Source organism: Frankia sp. AiPs1 (genome assembly GCF_023716945.1).
Taxonomy (GTDB): Bacteria; Actinomycetota; Actinomycetes; order Frankiales; family Frankiaceae; genus Frankia.
In genome coordinates this window covers 1-17862 of record NZ_JAMQQF010000012.1, presented here as the reverse complement: position 1 = coordinate 17862, position 17862 = coordinate 1, and the positions used below count along the sequence as shown (strand labels likewise).

General features: G+C 70.5%; 13 protein-coding genes and 1 tRNA gene. 10 read left to right on the top strand and 4 right to left on the bottom strand.

Annotated features, from left to right (window positions below):
* The first annotated feature begins 38 nt into the window (after nucleotides 1-38).
* From ND748_RS03250 to ND748_RS03240, 3 genes are read left to right on the top strand one after another with little or no spacing between them, the layout of a single operon-like run.
* Nucleotides 39-1163: a hypothetical protein gene (locus ND748_RS03250; RefSeq protein ID WP_251743905.1), complete on the top strand. Its 1125-nt coding sequence runs from the start codon at nucleotides 39-41 to the stop codon at nucleotides 1161-1163.
* Nucleotides 1160-4483: a hypothetical protein gene (locus tag ND748_RS03245; RefSeq protein WP_251743904.1), complete on the top strand. Its 3324-nt coding sequence runs from the start codon at nucleotides 1160-1162 to the stop codon at nucleotides 4481-4483. Before ND748_RS03250 ends, ND748_RS03245 begins: the two co-directional genes overlap by 4 nt.
* Nucleotides 4473-7109: a pPIWI_RE module domain-containing protein gene (locus ND748_RS03240; RefSeq protein WP_251743903.1), complete on the top strand. Its 2637-nt coding sequence runs from the start codon at nucleotides 4473-4475 to the stop codon at nucleotides 7107-7109. Before ND748_RS03245 ends, ND748_RS03240 begins: the two co-directional genes overlap by 11 nt.
* A 325-nt stretch (nucleotides 7110-7434) precedes the next feature.
* Here the strand turns inward: ND748_RS03240 and ND748_RS03235 are convergent.
* Nucleotides 7435-7510: transfer RNA gene (locus ND748_RS03235), tRNA-Thr, on the bottom strand.
* Between the two features lie 157 nt (nucleotides 7511-7667).
* On the opposite strand from ND748_RS03235, the gene ND748_RS03230 reads away from it, so the two are divergent.
* From ND748_RS03230 to ND748_RS03205, 6 genes are all read left to right on the top strand, one after another.
* Complete coding sequence (locus ND748_RS03230) at nucleotides 7668-8477, top strand: hypothetical protein (RefSeq protein WP_251743902.1); 810 nt, start codon at nucleotides 7668-7670, stop codon at nucleotides 8475-8477.
* 257 nt (nucleotides 8478-8734) lie between these two features.
* Nucleotides 8735-9985 (top strand): hypothetical protein, encoded by a 1251-nt coding sequence (locus tag ND748_RS03225; RefSeq protein ID WP_251743901.1) that lies wholly within the window; start codon nucleotides 8735-8737, stop codon nucleotides 9983-9985.
* Nucleotides 9982-10638, top strand: a complete 657-nt coding sequence (locus tag ND748_RS03220; protein ID WP_251743900.1) for a hypothetical protein — start codon at nucleotides 9982-9984, stop codon at nucleotides 10636-10638. Before ND748_RS03225 ends, ND748_RS03220 begins: the two co-directional genes overlap by 4 nt.
* 35 nt (nucleotides 10639-10673) lie before the next feature.
* Nucleotides 10674-11792, top strand: coding sequence for a hypothetical protein (locus ND748_RS03215; RefSeq protein ID WP_251743899.1), 1119 nt, complete (start codon nucleotides 10674-10676; stop codon nucleotides 11790-11792).
* Between the two features lie 153 nt (nucleotides 11793-11945).
* Nucleotides 11946-13205 carry an EAL domain-containing protein gene (locus ND748_RS03210; RefSeq protein ID WP_251743898.1) on the top strand — a complete coding sequence of 420 codons (1260 nt, stop codon included), beginning with the start codon at nucleotides 11946-11948 and terminating at the stop codon, nucleotides 13203-13205.
* Between the two features lie 150 nt (nucleotides 13206-13355).
* Entirely contained in the window at nucleotides 13356-13718 is a 363-nt protein-coding gene (locus ND748_RS03205) for a TraR/DksA C4-type zinc finger protein (protein ID WP_251743897.1), read from the top strand.
* Between the two features lie 69 nt (nucleotides 13719-13787).
* Here ND748_RS03205 and ND748_RS03200 read toward each other — a convergent pair whose 3' ends face one another.
* Both ND748_RS03200 and ND748_RS03195 read right to left on the bottom strand, forming a co-directional pair.
* Nucleotides 13788-14741 (bottom strand): PP2C family protein-serine/threonine phosphatase, encoded by a 954-nt coding sequence (locus tag ND748_RS03200; RefSeq protein WP_251743896.1) that lies wholly within the window; start codon nucleotides 14739-14741, stop codon nucleotides 13788-13790.
* Nucleotides 14742-14978: 237 nt separating this feature from the next.
* Complete coding sequence (locus ND748_RS03195) at nucleotides 14979-15407, bottom strand: SsgA family sporulation/cell division regulator (RefSeq protein WP_251743895.1); 429 nt, start codon at nucleotides 15405-15407, stop codon at nucleotides 14979-14981.
* A gap of 590 nt (nucleotides 15408-15997) precedes the next feature.
* Here ND748_RS03195 and ND748_RS03190 point away from each other — a divergent pair.
* Nucleotides 15998-16834 carry a CYTH domain-containing protein gene (locus ND748_RS03190; protein WP_251743894.1) on the top strand — a complete coding sequence of 279 codons (837 nt, stop codon included), beginning with the start codon at nucleotides 15998-16000 and terminating at the stop codon, nucleotides 16832-16834.
* Here the strand turns inward: ND748_RS03190 and ND748_RS03185 are convergent.
* A partial coding sequence (locus ND748_RS03185; protein ID WP_374215829.1) for an iron-containing redox enzyme family protein occupies nucleotides 16776-17862 on the bottom strand: 1087 nt, incomplete at its 5' end. The two genes, ND748_RS03190 and ND748_RS03185, sit on opposite strands and share 59 nt — an antisense overlap.

Below are 17862 nucleotides of genomic sequence, written 5' to 3'. Positions count from 1 at the left end.
CGCCTGGTGCCGGTCAGGTTGCGGACGACTACCTGACCTTGGCGCTGTTGGCGAGCGGCCTCGCCAGCATGCTGCGGCGTCGTGAGCGCGCGGGGGCGGGCCAGCCGGACGATGGCGACGGTCTCCTACCCGCAGCGTGGCGGACGGCCTTCGGTCGGCTGTGGTGGCGCTGCCACGAGCAGGGCGTCGCCCCCTTGGGTAACGATCTCGACTTGTTGGCCCTGTGCGCGCACCCGCTCGCGGCGTGGCCGGTCGCGCTCTCGCTGTCAGACCAGGACCTGCAGAGCAGCCTGCTTGTCGATGGCGAACTGTCGGGACTCGCCGAGCAGAGCACGCGGCTGGCGCCGTCGGTGGACGTGGAGTCCGAGTGGATCGAGAACCGTGTCTACGAGGCGCTCCGGACCGCAGCTTCCGAGAACGGCGGCGAGGACGGCGAGACCGACCGGGCCTATGCCGCGCTGCGGCGGCTGCTCATCGACCGCCCTTTCCTGACGGATCGTGATCTGAAGAAGCTAGAACGTCAGTTCCGCGCGGCCGATCGGCATGGCACCACGTACCTGCGCCGGCTGATCGAGATGGCCTACGTGGCCCGGCCCGCCCAGGGCCCACAGGTGATCATCCGATGTGTCGGTTGCGGAAACATCCTGGCAGACCATGATTCCCGCTGCGCGACGCCGGGATGTGTCGACCAGCCGGCCGAGTCTGTCACCGTTACGCCCCTCGCGGCCATCTTCGAGCAGCACCGGGCGACCCGCCGGTTCGTGCATGACCCGGGTCTCGTCGAGGCCCGGATTCTTGACCGGCTCTCCGCCAGCGACTTGAGCCGGAGGGTCAGGGTCACCGCGTATCCGGCGCTGGACACCCTGGACGTCCTGATCGAGTTTCTTCGCCTGGATGGGGACGGGACCGACGTTGTGGAGACCTGGGGCGTCGATGCGAAGGACCAGACGAGCCCGCGGCTACTGGGACGGATGTTCCGCTGGCCAGACACGCTTCCCTGTGATCGACACTTTCTCGTCCTCCCTCATCACAGGGCACGCCAGATTGGCTACATCGCGGACCTGAAGGCTGAGCTCGAGGGCCGGACCGACGGGGTCGAGGTCGTGGACGAGAAGCGTCTGGTGGCGCTGGTGACGGACCGGGCACGGAGGCTGGGACGATGAGGGAATCGGGACATTGGCGCACCAACCTCGCCAAGGGGCTTACTGGCGCCGGGCTGCCGTCCACCGGGCTGCCCGCGGGTGCTTTGTGCCAGGTTGAGCTTGGCCTGTACTTCCTGACGCGGAACTTTCCGGATGAGCCCATCGGCGTGCTGCCGCCGATCCTGTCCGGCTATGTGGCGGTGCCCGACGATCTGGTTCCGGTGGTTCGACGACTGCGGCACCGGATGGGCGATGTCGCACGCCGGGGCTACTGGCGCACGCTGCTCAACCAGTACGTGCGGGTGCCCGACCGGTTCCGCGCCTTCGACCGCACGGACGACCCGGCACGCCGGGTCAACGATCAGACGATCTTCGTCCCGCGGGCGACGTCCGTGTGTACCGGTCGGGACGAGGTCTACGCGAATGCTCTGGCGGAGCCGTTGGCCTATGTCTCCGTCTCGGCGGCGCCACCGGCGCAGGCGGGAGTCCGGTACACGTTCCTCGCCGGCGACGTAACCCAGTACGTCCAGATGCCGAACCACCTGCCGGCCCCGTTGCCGTTGGCACAGCTACCCGCCACAACATCGCGGCGCCGGTCGCCATGGACCGTCTCCCTCACAGAGGATCTTGCATCAACCGCTGCTCAGGTTGACGAGCAGCTCGCGGGCCGGCCGGACGTCACGAACCGCAACTTCACGAAGCGGCTCACCGACATCCGGCTCAGCACCGTGGACCCCGCGGCGGGCACGCTGGCCGACCGTTCCGAAGAGTTCACGCTGGACGGGGTCAGTCACATCGTCGGGCTGATGAACTCCGGCAAGACGACCCTCATGGACCTCCTCACAATCAACAGGGTCACGGAGCACGGCAATCGGGTCTGCCTCGTGGTCAGTTCAGTCGGCGATGTCCTCGCCAAGGTGTCGTTCCTCCGGACACTCGGCCTCGACGCCGTTCCTCTGATCGGGGAGAGATCCCGCGGCGAACACGCGGCCCGCTACTGGCGGTCGATGATCGACGAGGCGGCGACCTTCGTCCCCGACGACTACAATTCGCCCGACCCCGCCGCCGCGTACGCGAACACCTCATGCCTGCTGGAACCATTCCGGTGGCAGCCGAGCCCGCGATGGGAGCCGCTGCAGACACACGAGTTCCCCTGCCAGGGCCGCCTGCGCGAGGCCGAAGGCGAGAGCCGTACGGCCTACGACTGCCCGCTGCTTTCCGTCTGCCCCACACGGAAGGCCCTGCGGGAGGTCGCCACGGCGCAGATCTGGGTCACGACCCCTCAGTGCCTGGTCGCCACCAAGGCCGCACCGGCGACAGCGGCGATGCGCTGGTTCGAGCAGCTCCAGCACACGATGGACCTGGTCATCTTCGACGAAGCCGACGCGGTCCAGGAGGTCCTCGACGGCCGGTTCGTTCAGCATGAGCAGCTCGTAGCGGGCCAGGACGGCTGGTCGCACCGGATGGTCGCCCACACCAACAATGCGCTCGCGACCAGGGCGATGGCGCCGGCCACCGACCCGCAGGTCCAGCGCTGGTTCGAGCTCGTGCAAATCCACAACCAGGCGGTCTTCACTCTGCACAGGATCGCCCTGTCAGACTCGGGCGAACGGCTCAAGGCGCTGCTCAATGACGCGCCCTTCACCGCGCACTCGCTCTTCCGCAGAGTCGCCCGCACGCTCCATGGGCTCCCTACCCGTGGCGAGGGCGACAGCCAGACCGAACATGCGGCCGAGGACTTCTACCAGGGACAGATGCAGGAGTTCGCCGAGAGCCCGCTCGAGACGAGAGACCATCCTCTGAGGCCGGCCGCCGACACGATCACCCAGCTGGTTCGTGACGAGTCGGCGGTCGAGGCCGCCTTCGACGCCTGGATCGACGACCACACCCCCAGCACTGTGGACGGCGCCAGGATCGCGCGTGAACAGCCGCTGCTTCGGCTGGTGCTCGAGGCCGCCATCTGGGCAGCCCGGATCACAACGACCTTCTTCGAGATGGTCACCCTCTACCCATCGGTCCGTGAGCAGCTTTCGCTTCCGGACGAGGAGCGCTTCTGGCTCGACCAGCCGCCCCGCGACTACCGGCCGCTCGTCCCAGAGGCCCCGATGGGCAACATTCTCGCGCTCCGCTGGGTACCCCAACGCGACGGTGGGGCATCGCTTCAGTTGCTGTGGGTCCACGGCATCGGGCGTTGGCTGCTCCACCACGCCCACGACCTGCTCGCGTCCGAGGGGATCGACGGCCCGCACGTGATCCTCACCTCCGCCACAAGCTGGACGCCGGGCTCGTCGTTTTTCCATATTCCGATCACACCAACCGCGGCACTCCGGCAACCGGAGGAGGACCGCGAAGCGCTCCTGACCTCCACGTTGGCGGTCCGCCCTTCCCACACCGCCGGCGGCGGCCCCATCTACGTGTCCGGACGTCTCGGCACCGAGCGGCACGACGGGTTGCGGCGTCTGGTGACCGCGCTATGCGAGCCCGGTGGCGGCCGCCACCGCAGCGTCGTCGACGAGCTGCGCGCGCAACTCCCGGCCGACCGTCAGCGGCTCCTGTTCGTCGTTCTCTCCGGCGAGGAGGCCAAGGTCGCCGCCGCGCACATCAACAGCCGTGGTCGCTACACAGCGCGCAACGTCGTACCCGACGCCTCCGATCTGGGCATGGCCGGCATCGCGCGACGGTCCGTCGGCGACTTCGGCAAAGGCACCAGCGATATCCTCGTGGCCGCAGAGATGGCCATCCAGCGTGGCTACAACGTGCTGAACACCAACAACACCGCAGCACTCGGCGCCGTGATCTACCTGACCCGGTCGCACCCGCCGCCGATGGAACTGCGTTTCCCGCTCTCCCTGGTCGCCGAACTCGCGATGCGCCACCTCGCGCAGCCTGCAACCGCGCCACCCGGGCAGCTGGCCGCGACCGCCCGCGAGCTACGGAACCAGGCCCGCGCCACCTGGTACGACGTCATCGGCCGGCCCATGGCCTTCCGCACCCTCGAGGACCGGTTCCGCCCCGCCTTCGTCGCGAACAGCCTCGTCCCGATGAGCCAAACCATCGGCCGCAGCATTCGCGGAAACCAACCGACCAAGGTGCTGCTCTGCGACGCGGCCTTCGCGGAACGGCTGGCCCGCCAAGACCCGGCGGCCGACACCCCGCGCACCAGCGTCGTGGTGGCCACCGACGTGCTGCTCACGACGCTGCTCACACCACCGGCCGGGCCGAGCACCCCGTCAGACCAGCTCGTCCACGCCGTCAACGAAGCGGTGTGGGGGCTGCTCGGTCACATGTTCCACAGCAACGACCCGCTCGGCTCCCAAAGGGGGACCAACTGTGCCTGCTAAGACGCCCGACCTGATGCGTCTCACCACGTTCACGGTCGAGCAGGGCGCCCGATGGGAAACCGAGCTGCAGGTCGCCCGCCTCCCTCTGAACTGGATCCGGCTCTTCAAGGACGAGTACCAGCGCCGAGAAGGTGTTCAGCCGCACTGGTCCCTGCCAATCCGCAGCCTACGCGAATTGTTGATCGGACTTGATCCAGCGGTCCTCTACATCGACCGCAGCAGCGATCAGGAGGATTTCCTCTGGACCTACCCCGGAGCGGACACCGAGGTCCTTACCGCGGGCATCGCCGCCTGGGCGACCACAGAAGTCAGCCCATGGGATACCGACCGGGACTGGTGGGAAACGCTCGACCCAGGCGAGCTGCGGTTCACCACAAAACCCGTTAACCTGCTTGCCTTCGGCCGCCGCCTCAACGGCACCGCCGACCCAGTGCCCGCAATGTTTCAGCTCCTACCCAGCTTTCTCGCGCACGAGGTCGTGGCCCACCGCCTGCCGATCCTGGACACACCGCGTGACTACATCCTCGGTCCTCCTGACGCGGACGGTAGGCGCGCGGCCGTGCTCTGGCCACCACAGACTTTTCATGACGCGAAGGCCGGGAATGCCGCCGTCACAGCGAAGATCACTTTCCACGTCGAGACGGCCCCCAACGACCCCGCGCCGCGCATTCATGCCGATCTGTCCATCAGTCGGTTTCCTCTGAACCCGGTAACCTACGTGCCGTCCCGCGGTGACGGCCCTCCGCGAACAACCCTCTGGCTGTACGCGCCTGAAGGCTTCCTGCGCCAGCAGGAGCCCCACACGTTGCTCGCGGCGCACACCCAACAGTCTCTGGCTCGGGAGACCCGGCAGCGCCAATGGGCCTGGACGCCAGGACTCGCGCGCGCTCTCTCGCATCTGACGCATTTGCCATTCCCCGCCCCCGACAAGGTGCTCGCCGAGCCGGCAACGGCAAGTGACGAAGGCAAGATCCGTGCCTATGTCCTCTACAGCGAAGGCACCAAAAGCACCGCTGACGACGTCGACGACCAAATTGCCGCGCCCGGCGAAGTCGAGCCGAAGAAGGCCCGCTCTCTGGTCCACGCAGCCAACAGCGGCTTCGTCCCCGCAGATCACCTGGAGATCCACAGACAACTCACGCCGATACTCAAGCCGCGAGGAATCCGCCCGCTGGCCGATCTCGAACGGGTTGGAAGCCGGACCGCGCGCCTTATCCGACCCGCCGACGAGGCCGGACAGGTCTACTCTATCGAACTCTGGACCCAGTCCAACCTAACCGTTCAGGCGATCCGCGCCGCCATTGAACATGATCTGGGCCTCACCCCAGTAGACACATCCCCCGACTCCGGCACCACCCGGTTCCGCGGCGATATCGACATCATTCTCTCGACCCGACAGGCGGGCATCGTGGCCGCCGGCATCGACAGGAAGCAAGGCGATACCCGCGGCGAAACCAATCTGCAGCACCAGCACGCAAAGCACATCGCCCAGGTCATCGGGAAGAGCGACACCCCTACGGCCATCATCCTCGAACTTGAAGGCGCGCAGCACTTCGCGCGCAACAAACAAGTCGACCCGAAACCAGCCCTCAAGAAGGCATTCGGGCGGACCGGCCGGCTGCTACAGTGCCTACGCCCCGTCAAAGAGTTCACCCCGCCCACCGCGCCACCAAAGGAGGGCCGGCGGCCGAAGGCGCCATACCCGGGCACGAATCTCGCCGTCGAATCGGGCGAACGCGCCGCCGCCGCCGTCCGGGACGTGCTCCGGCAGCTCGGAAGGATCGGTGTCTACGCCGCGCCGACGGACCTTCCAGACTTCGAACAGATCGGGATCTGGCTCCACCACGTGGGCAGCACACGCATCCCGATTGTCGTCCGGCTCGGCACGGACGGCCGCACAGTCGCCCACCTAGCGACGGACCGCAACGGGACGCCAGAACCCATCGACTACCGCGACCTTCCGAAAGCCCTGGCATCCGGACACGGTCGCCTCCGCGGCCCCGCCGAGGCCCAGAGGACAGCCATCTCCCAGTTCCTCGCCAACGCCCTCGGCGTCGGCGACGCCGTGGGCCAGGACACCCACAACCGGCTCGTGTTCGCCCGGTCCGCCAGCTTTCGGTCCTGGGGCTGGGACTGGCTCCAGGACAAGCACGTCGCCCCAGACCGGCTCGTTCTTCCAGGGGTCCGCCTCGACGACGACCAGCCGCCAGCGCGAACATTCCTCCCTGCCGACTGCCCGGGACTGCGTATCATCCGCGTCCGCGAGCAGGGCAGCCGCATGGAAGTGAGCCGCGGCTTTGGCGCCCCCGGCCACGGGCCCGTGCGCATTAGCGGTCTCTTCGCCTACAGCGACCGGGTCTTCTACTCCCTCAACCCTCGTCCCGACCAGATGCAGACCCCACTCAAAGCGACCAAGCTCGACCCCGACATCCAGGGGAACCACACTCGCCAGGTCGCCAACCCTGCCCCACTCGAGGTCTTCCCCGCCTTCCTTCAACCCGACGACGATCCCGCTGTCTTCGCGACCTTCACCAGCATGATGCGCCGGAACTACCTTCACACTGACCAGGCGACACGCTTCCCGGTCGTCCTCCGCCTGTGCGAACTCGCAGACGAATACATCTGACTGAACCCGCCGCCGTCCGATTGGCTACCCCAGCCGGGTCAGGCAATCGACGCCCCCCGGACGGTAACCGCCAGTCACCACTTGACGATCATCCGCTGATGCGGATCCGGGGATGATCATCCCCTGCAACCCCGTCCTTTGAGGTGCCGATGCTGGTCTGCCACGGCACGGCTGGAGGGCGGTAGCAACGCCGACAGCGCGCGGCCAACGGGTCCCTGATTGACAGAGTCGTGCGGAATGAGCCCATAATGAGCCCATATTCGATCTTGGCGGCGGCGTAGAGAATCTTCGTGTCCGCGAATCCGCAGGTCAGGATGGGTATGTCTGGAGCCGGCGAGGATAGCGGAAGCCCTACCCACCCGATTACAAGTCGGGTGCGCTACCAGTTGCGCCACGCCGGCCGGCGATCTCACGATACCCGACTGCGGGCTCGGCTCGGCCGCACCACTGGCCCGGGTCGCCGGCGCGGGCGGCCTCGCCCACGGTCCAGTCCGCGTGATCGCTCTATGATCGGGTTCCTGGTCGGGGCGCGTCGGGTATGACGGATGGGCCGGCTTCGTGCCGTCTGTCGTGGAAAGCGGGGCGTTGCGGATGGGAAGCATCGTCGGGGCGGGGGCGGGGTCCACGGGGGCGAGGTCCGCGGGAGTTCCGCCGAAGCAGGGCGGGGGCGGCTGCGCTGGTCCGGGCGGGCGGCGCAGGTCGACTCGTGCCGGCCTGCTCGCGACGATGCTGGCGGTGGTGCTCGTCGCCTGCTCCGGGTCCGGTGGCGGCGGTGGCGGCGGAACCGCCTCACCGTCGACCTCTCCTGTTCCGACAGCCTCGGCGAGCGTCACCTCGCCGGCGACTTCGGGTGGCACGGCCGCGACACCCGCTCCGACCTCCCGGGGGACGGCGACCGCCGCTGCCTCGCTGGGACCGCGGGCCGACGCGCGGAGCTGGTCGAGCCAGCCGGCGACGGCCACGCGCCAGGCGACCCGGCCCGTCCGGCTCGTGTCGCTGCGCAGTGGGACCAATGTGGAGAACGGCGTCCACTTCCAGCGGCTCGTGCTGGAGTTCGCGGGGGGTGTCCCCGGCTACCGCGCCGGATTCGTGCCGCAGGTGATCCGGCCGGGTTCCGGCGCACCGCTGCCGCTGGCCGGGCAGGCGGACTTCGAACTGGTCCTGACCTCCACCGCCGCCCACGACGACCAGGGCACCTCGACGCTGCGCACGGCGCCGGACGGCACGGGCCAGTCCGGGTTGAGCTACGCGCTGGCCGGCGACTTCGAGGGGACGGTGCACATCGGCGTCGGCCTGGGGCATGTCGGTGACTTCCGCGTCGTGGAGCTCACGGGGCCGGACCGCCTCGCCGTCGACTTCCGCTCCTGAGCGGGAAATCCCGGACAGGTATTGCGGAAAACCCGCAGGATGCACTCACGCCAATTTCGGGGGCGGGCCGGATCAAACGGTCATATCGCCGGGAGGCGAACTCGCCCGTCGTGACGCAGGCATTCCCGGATCCCGTATTTCTCCGATTCGCTGGAACCGTTCCTGTGACATGGCCGACCTTGCGTTGCCAGAACGCGCCGACAACACTCGCTCTGGGAACAGTCGTTCGACCTGCGGAACCGGCGCAAAGGATGGATATGCCCAGCGACGTCGTTCGGGAGTCGGCGCAGGCCGGTCGGCTGGTGCTGTGGGAGGAGTCGGCACGCGACGGCGCCCAGGGAAAGACGTTGATGAGTGCCGGTTTCCGGCTCCGGCTGGCCCGGGAACAAGGGCGGATCTTCGGGTCGGACGGCGCGCGCCATGTCGTCTTCGCGGCCGGCTTTCCGTCGGTGTGTTCCGAGGAGTTCGAAGCCACGCGGACGGTCGCGCTCGAGTCCGCCGGTGCGGTGAGTCCGGCGGCGGTCTGCCGGGCCACGGTCGAAGACGTGCGGCTGGCCTGCGCGGCGGTGGTGGGCGCCGCCAACGCCCGCGTCATGATGGTGGTCCCGGCCTCGGACCGCATTGCCGAGGCGATGCTGCACCGCCCGGCGCGGGCCGCCCTGGGTCTCGCCACCGATCTGCTGGACGCGGCCTTCACCGCGGCGGACGGCGTGGCCGTGGACGTCTGCCTGGCAGATGCTCCGCACGCGGATCCCGCACTGCTCGCCGACCAGGCGGCACGCCTGACCGACGCCGGCGCGGGAATCATCGTCATCGCCGACACCGTCGGCGATCTGCTTCCTTCCGACACGTCGAGGTTGTTCACCGGGCTACGGGCCGCCGTCGGCGACGAGGTAATCCTTGCCTCGCATCTGCACAACGATCTCGGCCTTGGCCTGGCCAACACGCTCGAGGGATTACGCGCCGGCGTTCGGGTGGCGTCCAGTTCCTGGCTGGGCGTCGCCGAACGCAGCGGCATGGTGGCCACCGAGCAGCTCCTTTTCCTCCTCGCCCACCGCGAGGACCGGGGCCGCGATCTGCTCGGCCCGGACTGCGACCTGTGGTGGACCGCACCGGATCTGACGCTGCTGCCGCCGATCGCCCGCATGGTCTCCGCCGAGACCGGCATTCCGCTGACGGTCACCACTCCGATCGTCGGCACCGGAGTCGGCACGATTTCCACCGGTACACCGTTCGTCCACCCGGAAGTCTTTCAGCCCTTTGATCCGGAACGCCTGCTCGGGATCGAGGCCACCGTGCTTCTCACCCACCTGGCGAGTGGACGTGTCGTGCGGGCGGTGGCCGAGCGTCTCGGCTACCGCCTCGACCGCGCGCAGACCACGACCGCGCTGCGGTGGGCGAAGGCCCGGGCGTACCGGCGGAACGAGGCGGTCGTCCCGGACGAGGAGCTGGCGAGTTTCCTCGACGGCCTCGGCGCCGCCAGAGATGTCTCGCGGGAGTCGCAGTGACCTGGGCTCCCACCGCCGCCGATCTTCAACCGGTGCGTGCCGCCCTGCTGGCCGGCTCGGCCGCGGTGGTGCCTAATCCGCCGCCGTTGACCTATGTCGTCGTCGCCACGTCGCCCGGCTCGGTCAACACGGCCAAGGGACGCCCCCACGACCAGGAGGTCGCGGCCTGGATCAGGGACGATCCCGCCTTCCGGGAGCTGGCGGCCGTGCTCGTGCTGGACCCGCCGGCGCTCGGGCTGGCGTACCGGCTCCTGGTCGAGGAACTGGTGACCCTGCTCGTCCCGCTACGTCCCGACCGTGTCCTCCCGGCCTGGATCGCTCCTGCGGTCCGCGCGGGCTACGCGCTGCTGTTCGGCGCGCGCTGGGCACCCTTGCTGCCGTTGCTCGCCCCCTTCGACGTGCTGTACGTGAGCAGCGCCAACCGCACCGGGCAGCATCCCGCCTCCCGCGCTCGGGACGCCGTCGCCATGTTCGGCGCGGGTATTCCGGTCCTCGACGCGGACGGGTGGCCCGGCGCCGAGCCGCGGCAGGCCGCGACCACGATGCTCCGGCTACGTTCCGACGGCGGCCTCGACCTGGTGCGCGGCGGCGCTCAGGATGCCGGCTTCGCAAGTCCGGCCGCGTATCTCGCCCATCTGCGTATATCCGATTGACCCGGCCGTAGCGACGACGCCACAGTTCGTGAACCATGACCTTCTTTGACGGTGCCTCCTCGGCTGTCCCACCGCGCCCGGTCGGCCTCTGGCTCACCCCGCCGGACCACCAGCTCGCCGGGGTGGTTCCCCTCGCCCTGACCATCGGCCACAGTGCCGACACCGCCGTGTCGGTCGCGTGCCTCGCCGCGTACCCCGCGGGAGTGGAGATCACCCTGGAGATCCGGCTGCGGCCCGGCACCGGACCCGATGTCGATCCGCGGCTGGCGGTGGACTGGCGCCGGGACGCCACCCGGATGGTCCGGTTCGGGGTCGCGCTTCCCGACGGATCGCGAGCCGTCGCGGCCGCGGCCGGGGAACCACTCACCACCCGCCTCGGCGAGCCGGGCGGCCCGTTGCTGACGGTCCTGCCGGCGCAGACCGCGGCGGACGAGCCGAGGTCTCAGTACGAACCATTCCCATTCGTGCGCCCGGACGTCCGGCGACGAGGGGTCACATATGGCTCCGCGGGCGTCGTCAGTTCGCGGGCAGCACAGGCGCACCGGCTGCGGTACTGGCTCTGGCCGTTGCCGCCGGAAGGCCCGCTGACCTTCGTCGCCGAGTTCCTCGCCCGCGGCCTGCCAGAGTCACGGGTCAGCGTGGATGGCGCCGCGATCCGGGCAGCCGCCGACCGTGCCGTCGATCTGTGGCCGGCCGCTGGACTGCCCGAGCCCGGGGCGCCGCCGGCCGAGGTCGCGGCGGCCGCGGCCGAGGTCAAAGCGGCCTTCACCACGGCCTTCACGGGAGGTCAGGACGTCGAGACGGTCTTGGCCGCCGTCGACGACGGCGCGGCTCTGAGGTCGACGTTGGCAACCGTGCGCGAACTGCATCCACGGCCGACGGCAAGCGCACGGGTGCTGGTCGGGGAGCCGGTCTTCAGCGACCCGACCCACGCGTCGCTTCCCTTCGAGGTGGTGCTGAGCAGCGCGCCCTCCTACGGCACTCAGCTGGGGGAGGCCGTTCTCGTCGACGGGCGGTGGAAGGTGGCGAGAAGTTCCTACTGCGCCGTGATGTCCTGGGCCGGGGTGTTCTGCCCCGATCGGGTGGCGGAGCCGCGACGATCTTCGCCGGCCCCACTCGGATTCGGCGAGGTCGATCCGGCCGCCGGGGCGTAGCGTCGGAAGGGAAGTCGAAAGACCCGCGGGCTCGGCGTCGCCGCTGTCCCTGCCGGCGTGGACCGTCTCCGGCAACGCCTACCGTGCCGCATATGCCGACCGCGACCGAGCCGCAGGGCCGGGTGTCGATCGGCCGCAGGTGGGGGTGAGCGGATGGCGGTGCGGGTACCGGTCGACAGCCACCGGAGATGTGATCTCGACGAGATCCTCGCCACCGGTGCCCTGGTGCCGAGCTACCAGCCCCTCGTCGACCTGGAATCCGGCGCGATCGCCGGGTACGAGGCGCTCGCCCGCTGGCCGGCCATCGGTCGGGTCGAGCCGATCACCGCGTTCGCCGAGGCCCAGGCCCAGGGACGGCTGGCGGAACTCGACTGGGCCTGCCGGCTCGCCGCCCTGCGCGGCGCGCTCGACGTGTCGTTGGGAAACGAACAGACCCTGTTCGTCAACGCGGCGGCTCCATCCTTTGTGAGCCCGCAACCGCCGGCGGCCCGGGACCTGGTCGACGAGGCGATTCGCGAGCTGCGCGTCGTGCTCGAGCTGACGGAGAACTCGCTGGCGAGCCACCCGTCCGGGCTGCTCCGAACCATCCGATGGGCTCGGGACCAGGGCTGGGGGATCGCTCTCGACGATGTCGGCGTGAACCCGGACTCGCTCGCGCTGCTGCCGTTCGTGGCCCCCGACGTCATCAAACTCGATCTGTCGCTCGTGCAGCAGACACCGCTGCCACATCAGGCCCGCACGATCGCGGCCGTCATGGCGCACGCCGAGCGGACCGGTGCCGTCATCCTGGCCGAGGGCATCGAAACCCGAGGCCATCTCGAGCAGGCTCTCGCGTTCGGCGCGAGGTACGGGCAAGGCTGGTTCTTCGGCCACCCGGGGCCACTCGCAAAGGCCGCGTCGACGGCTCGCCTACCATTCACGCAACGACCGGCGAGGCCGCCGACGACCCCGTTCGAGCTCGTCCGGGACGGCGGCGATCTCCGGGTCGGTCGCAAGAAGCTTCTCCTGGCGATGTCGCATCAGATCGAGCGGCAGGCGATGTCCCTCGGTGATCCACCGGTGGTGCTGTCCACCTTTCAGACCGCGGGCAACTTCACCTCGGCGACGAGCCGGCAGTACGCGTGCCTCGCCGTCGCCTGCCCCTTCGTCGGCGTTCTGGCGGCCGGCCTCACCCCGGCGGCCTGTCCGGGCGTGTGCGACGTCTCCCTGGCCGCGTCGGATCCGCTGGTCGGAGAATGGGCTGTGACCGCCGTCGGGCCGCATTACGCCAGCGCGCTCATCGCCCGCGATCTCGCCGACGAAGGTCCGGATATCGATCGTCGATTCGAGTTCGTCATCACGCACGACCGGGAGAAGGTGGTGTCCGCCGGCCGCTCCCTGATGGGGCGCATCACCGACGCCACCCACCCCTGACACCGTCGGGCCTGCCCCGCCCCGGCCGTCACCACGCCCACCGCCGGCCCGCGGCCGCCTACCGCCGAAGCCCAGTCAGTTGGTGCTGCACGCTCAGGGCAGAGTGCAGAGCTTGCCTGGTTCCTGCGCGAACGATGGGAGCGGACGACGGTGACCGCCGAGACCGACGTGCGAGCCGAGCTGTTGGCCGAACGCCTCGACGCGGCCACTCGCGTCGCCGCACTGCGCGATGGGCTCGACCGCATCCTTGACGACACCGCCGACCGGGATGCCGACGACGAGCACGACATCGAGGGTGCGTCGATGCCGTTCGAGCGCGAACAGGTGCGCGCGACGCTACGGCAGGCGACCGACCGTCTGGCGGAGGTCGACGCCGCCCTGGGCCGGCTGGCCGCCGGAACCTATGGCGTCTGCGAGACCTGCGGGCGAACCGTTGGCGAGCAGCGCCTGGCCGCCCGCCCCTCGGCCCGCACCTGCCTCCCCTGCGCCACCCGCCGGCCGCGGCATCGCTGACCTTCCCAGCCATCGAGACAGACCGGACACCACGGTCACTGGAGCGGCGCGGTCACTGGAGCGGCGCGGTCACTGGAGCGGCGCGGTCGTGGCGGGAGGCACGGGCTGACGGGTCAGAACCGCCACGGTGCGATCGTCGCGGGCGTCGGCACTGCTGTGGGCGGCGGCCCGCGCGAAGATCCGGTCGATGAGCAGGTCGGGGGCGGAGTCCGGATTGTCACCGCCGGCCGCACCGATGCGGTCCGTGCCGAACTGCTCGCCGGCGGCGTCGCGAGCCTCGCTGAGGCCATCGGTATAGACCACGAGGCGGTCGCCGGGGGCCATCCGCAGGGATCGGGACGTCCAGATCCAGGTACCCGCGAACAGGTCCGACAGGATCGGGCCGGTCGGTCCCAGCGGCAGGCCGGCGGGACCAGGGTCAGGGCCGGAGCCAAAACCGGAAGCGGAACCGGGGCCGGAAGCGGAAGCGGAAGCGGGGCCGGAAGCCGAACCGGGACCGGAAGCGGGACCGGAGGTGGAAGCGGGACCAGGAGCGGGGCCGGGCGCCACCGGGCCGGGGTCCGCGCTGGATCGGGTCGGATGCGCGGCGCGTCGGGTCAGGTGCACGGCGGGCGGATGGCCGGCGTTGACGTAGACCACGCGGCCCGTCGACGGGTCGGCGATGGCGACGAAGGCCGTGGCGAACATCTCCCCGAGGTCACCCAGCCCGGCGACCTCACCGACCGTGCCGCTGACGGCGGCGTCGGGCTCCTCCCCGGCCAGCAGGCGCCGGCGCAGCACCGCCCGCACCCGGCCCGCGAAGGCCGCCGCCTGCGAGCCGTGCCCGGCCGCGTCGCCGACGCAGATCGCCAGCCGGCCGTCGTCGAGGCCGAACACGTCCACCCAGTCCCCGCTGGCGCCGGGTGTGACCGGGTGCAGCCGCCAGTAGGCCCCCATGCCGCAGGCGCACGACCCGCCGACGGGGGTCGGTTCGGGCTCGGAGTCGGAAGGCGGGCGGGGCTGCGGCATCGGGATGTCACCCACGGCCGACCTCCCGGTTCATCCCGCTGAAACGTCTGCGGATCCCCAAGGGTGCCCTGTGGCGCCGCTGCCCACCAGGGACCTTCGGCGGGTACCCGAGGGTCTCCAGCCCCGTGACGTCCTGCTCGCCCCGGCGATCGACGCCCACCTGGGGACGGCACCCCAGCACCACCATCGGGCCCGGGCGGACGGGCCCGAGCCCGGCGTGCGGCGTGCGGCACCGGCGGTCGAGGCCGCCGGTCAGGTGCGGGCGTGGTGCGTCCGGACGCCGGGCCGGACCCGGGACCGGCGTGCACCGACACCGGTCATGAAGCGGAACTCGTCGGTCCAGTCGATCGTCGCGGCCTCCGCGTCGATCGACACCTTGGCGTACGTGCGCCACAGGAACGCCGCCACCTCCCGCGCCGGCAACTCCAACTCGGCGGTGCTGGCCAGCCCGCACAGGGACAGCGCGAGCGCGGGCTGGCCGCGCAGCACGATCGGGCGGACCCGCACATCGCCCAGACCCACGGGTCGGCGCGCCCCGTCGGCGAGCAGCCGGCGGGCGAAGCGCCAGACGACGGAACCCGCCCCGGTCGCGCCGGAAACGGTCAGGGTCACGGCGATCGGATCGGTCGGGTCGTAGCCGAAGATGACGCGGACGGACCGCGGCGGCCGGTTCTCTCGCATCAGTCGTGCGGTCATCCCGCGGGTCAGGCTGCCGCGGCGCACCGACATTCCGCGACGCACCGAGAGGCCACGGCACGCCGAGAGGCCACGGCACGCCGACATTCCGCGACGCGCCGAGATGCCACCGCGCGCTGATTTACCTCGGCGCACCGATCCATCGAGCATGAGGTCCTCCTCCGGGGGTCGGTCAGAATCGTAGGACAGCGGCCCCGCGGGACGGCCGGTCCCGCACCGACACCACGGCGGAGATCAGTTGGCGCAGCCCCCCGATCGACGCGCACCGGCCAGCAAAACATGTTCGCCGGAAAGGACGGCCACTGGCACCTCGGGGCCAGTCCGCCGCACCCGAGCGCGGCCGACATCGCGCCGGCCATACCCGGCCCGCGGATCGACCGCCGACGGCGCCGACCTGGAACTGGCGGCGATCTGTGGCTGCCGCCCGCCCGGCGAACCTCCGCCGGGCCCTTCGTTTAAGTGACCGTCCAGGTGGTATGAGCACTCCTGCCACGGAAGGGTGGACACCTGAAACCATCGGGTCGCGGCGTGACGAGGCTGTGCGCCGCGGAACAGATGGGTGGGAGGGTGCTGCAATGGCTGCTGCCGCAGGCGGTTCGTCCGTGATGCGCGCGGCGCAGAAGTTCTGGCAGCTACCCGACGACGACCTGGCCGCGCTCGTGAAACTCGCCCGCCAGGTGGACCGGGTGGAGCTCAAGTTCGTCGTGCCCGCCAGTGCGCACCGGCGGGCGGCCGAGATGTTCGAGCTCGCCGCGACGAGGGCCCGGCGGCAACGGGTCTATTACCTTGACACCCCGGACCGGCTGCTGCATCGGCGCGGAGTGGTGGTCCGCGTCCGCAGCACCAGCGGCAGACCGGACGACTCGGTCGTCAAACTCCGACCCGTCGTGCCGGCGAACGTCGCCCCGCGGCTGCGGCGGTCAAAGCAGTTCGTCATGGAGGTCGACGCGATGCCCGGCGCCTACGTCTGCTCGGCCGCCCTGCGGGCCAGCCTCGGTCCCGACGATGTGCGGCGCGCGATGGCCCGCCGCGGCTCGCTGCACAACCTGTTCTCGCCGAAGCAGGCCCGGCTGCTTGCCGCCCACCTGCCCGGGGCCGGCCACATCGACGATCTGGCCGTCCTCGGGCCGATCGAGGCCGCCCGGCACCGGTTGCGCCCCGAGGGCTTCGATCGGGTGCTCCAGGCCGAACGGTGGACGTTCCCGGACGGCTCCCGCCTGCTCGAGCTGTCGACCCGCGCCACGCCGCAGGCGGCCGCGCACACCGCCGCCCGGATGTTCGCCGTCCTGCGCCGCCACGGCCTCGATCTGGCCGGACCGCAACAGACCAAGACACGCGCCACGCTCGACTTCTTCACCGCGGCGCCGGTGGCGCACCGCGCAGGGAGGAACGGTCCTCGTCCCACGCGCTGAGGATCGCCTCCGCGCAGCGGCCCTCGACCACGGTCGTCGCCCGGGCGCCGAAGGCGACGTCGACAGCCAAGGCCGGCTCTTGGGCGACGAGGGCCGCAGCGAGGTCGCGGGCGGCGACCGTCTGGTGATGGGCGTCGGCGACGACGTGAACCTCGAAGAAGTGGCGGGCCCCGGCGGCCAGGCCGAGGCGGCGCAGCGCCGCCGCATAGGCGCCCATCGGCTCCACCGACGTCATCTCGAACAGCGCCAGGTGGCCGACCAGCGCGCCGCGCAGCCGCCGGTGCAGGCCGAACATCGACGGCACGTTGACGGTCGCGAACGCGTGCCCGGGCAACCGGTCCAGGTACGCGCCGGGACGGGCGTCGAGGTCCAGGGCACGCATGGTCACGGCGAACAGGTTCTGGTGCATGTCCCGTTCGACGCCGTGGCCGTACTCGTCGGCCTGGATCTCCACCAGCGCCGCCTTCGGTGCGCCGGTCAGGCGCGGGATCGCCCAGGTGTGCGGGTCGGCCTCGATGAGCTGGAGCAGCGAACGGTGCATCGCGTACTCGCGGAACTGTTCGAGCGTGCCGGTGGTCGCCAGCCGCCGCGACAGGGAACGGCCACCGGCCCGAGCGATCACGTCCCGCAACGCGGCCGCGACGTCCCCGACCGCCCCGACGGCACCCACCTCGGCGTGGAGGCGGGCGAGCAGGTCCGCCTCCAGCCGGCGGCGCACGGCGAGTAGCGACGGCTCCCACTCCCAGTCGTCGTCGACCTCGGCGAAGCCGCGGTAGTGCAGGCCGTAGAGGCAGTAGAGGGCCAGCGGGCCGTCCTCGCCGTAGAGCACGTCGTCAGCCGCGGCCGGCGCCGGCCCGAGCCCGGCGGGGCCCGGCGCGCGGCGTAGCCGGTCGAGCAGGAACTCGGACAGCGCCCCTCTCGGCTGGGGCAGGCGTGGCTGACCGAGCTCGGCGGGTGTCAGCACGGCGCCGTACTCCGTTCCCGCCGGGCGTGCCGATGCGCGGCCCGGCGGCGGCGTCGCCGGCGCC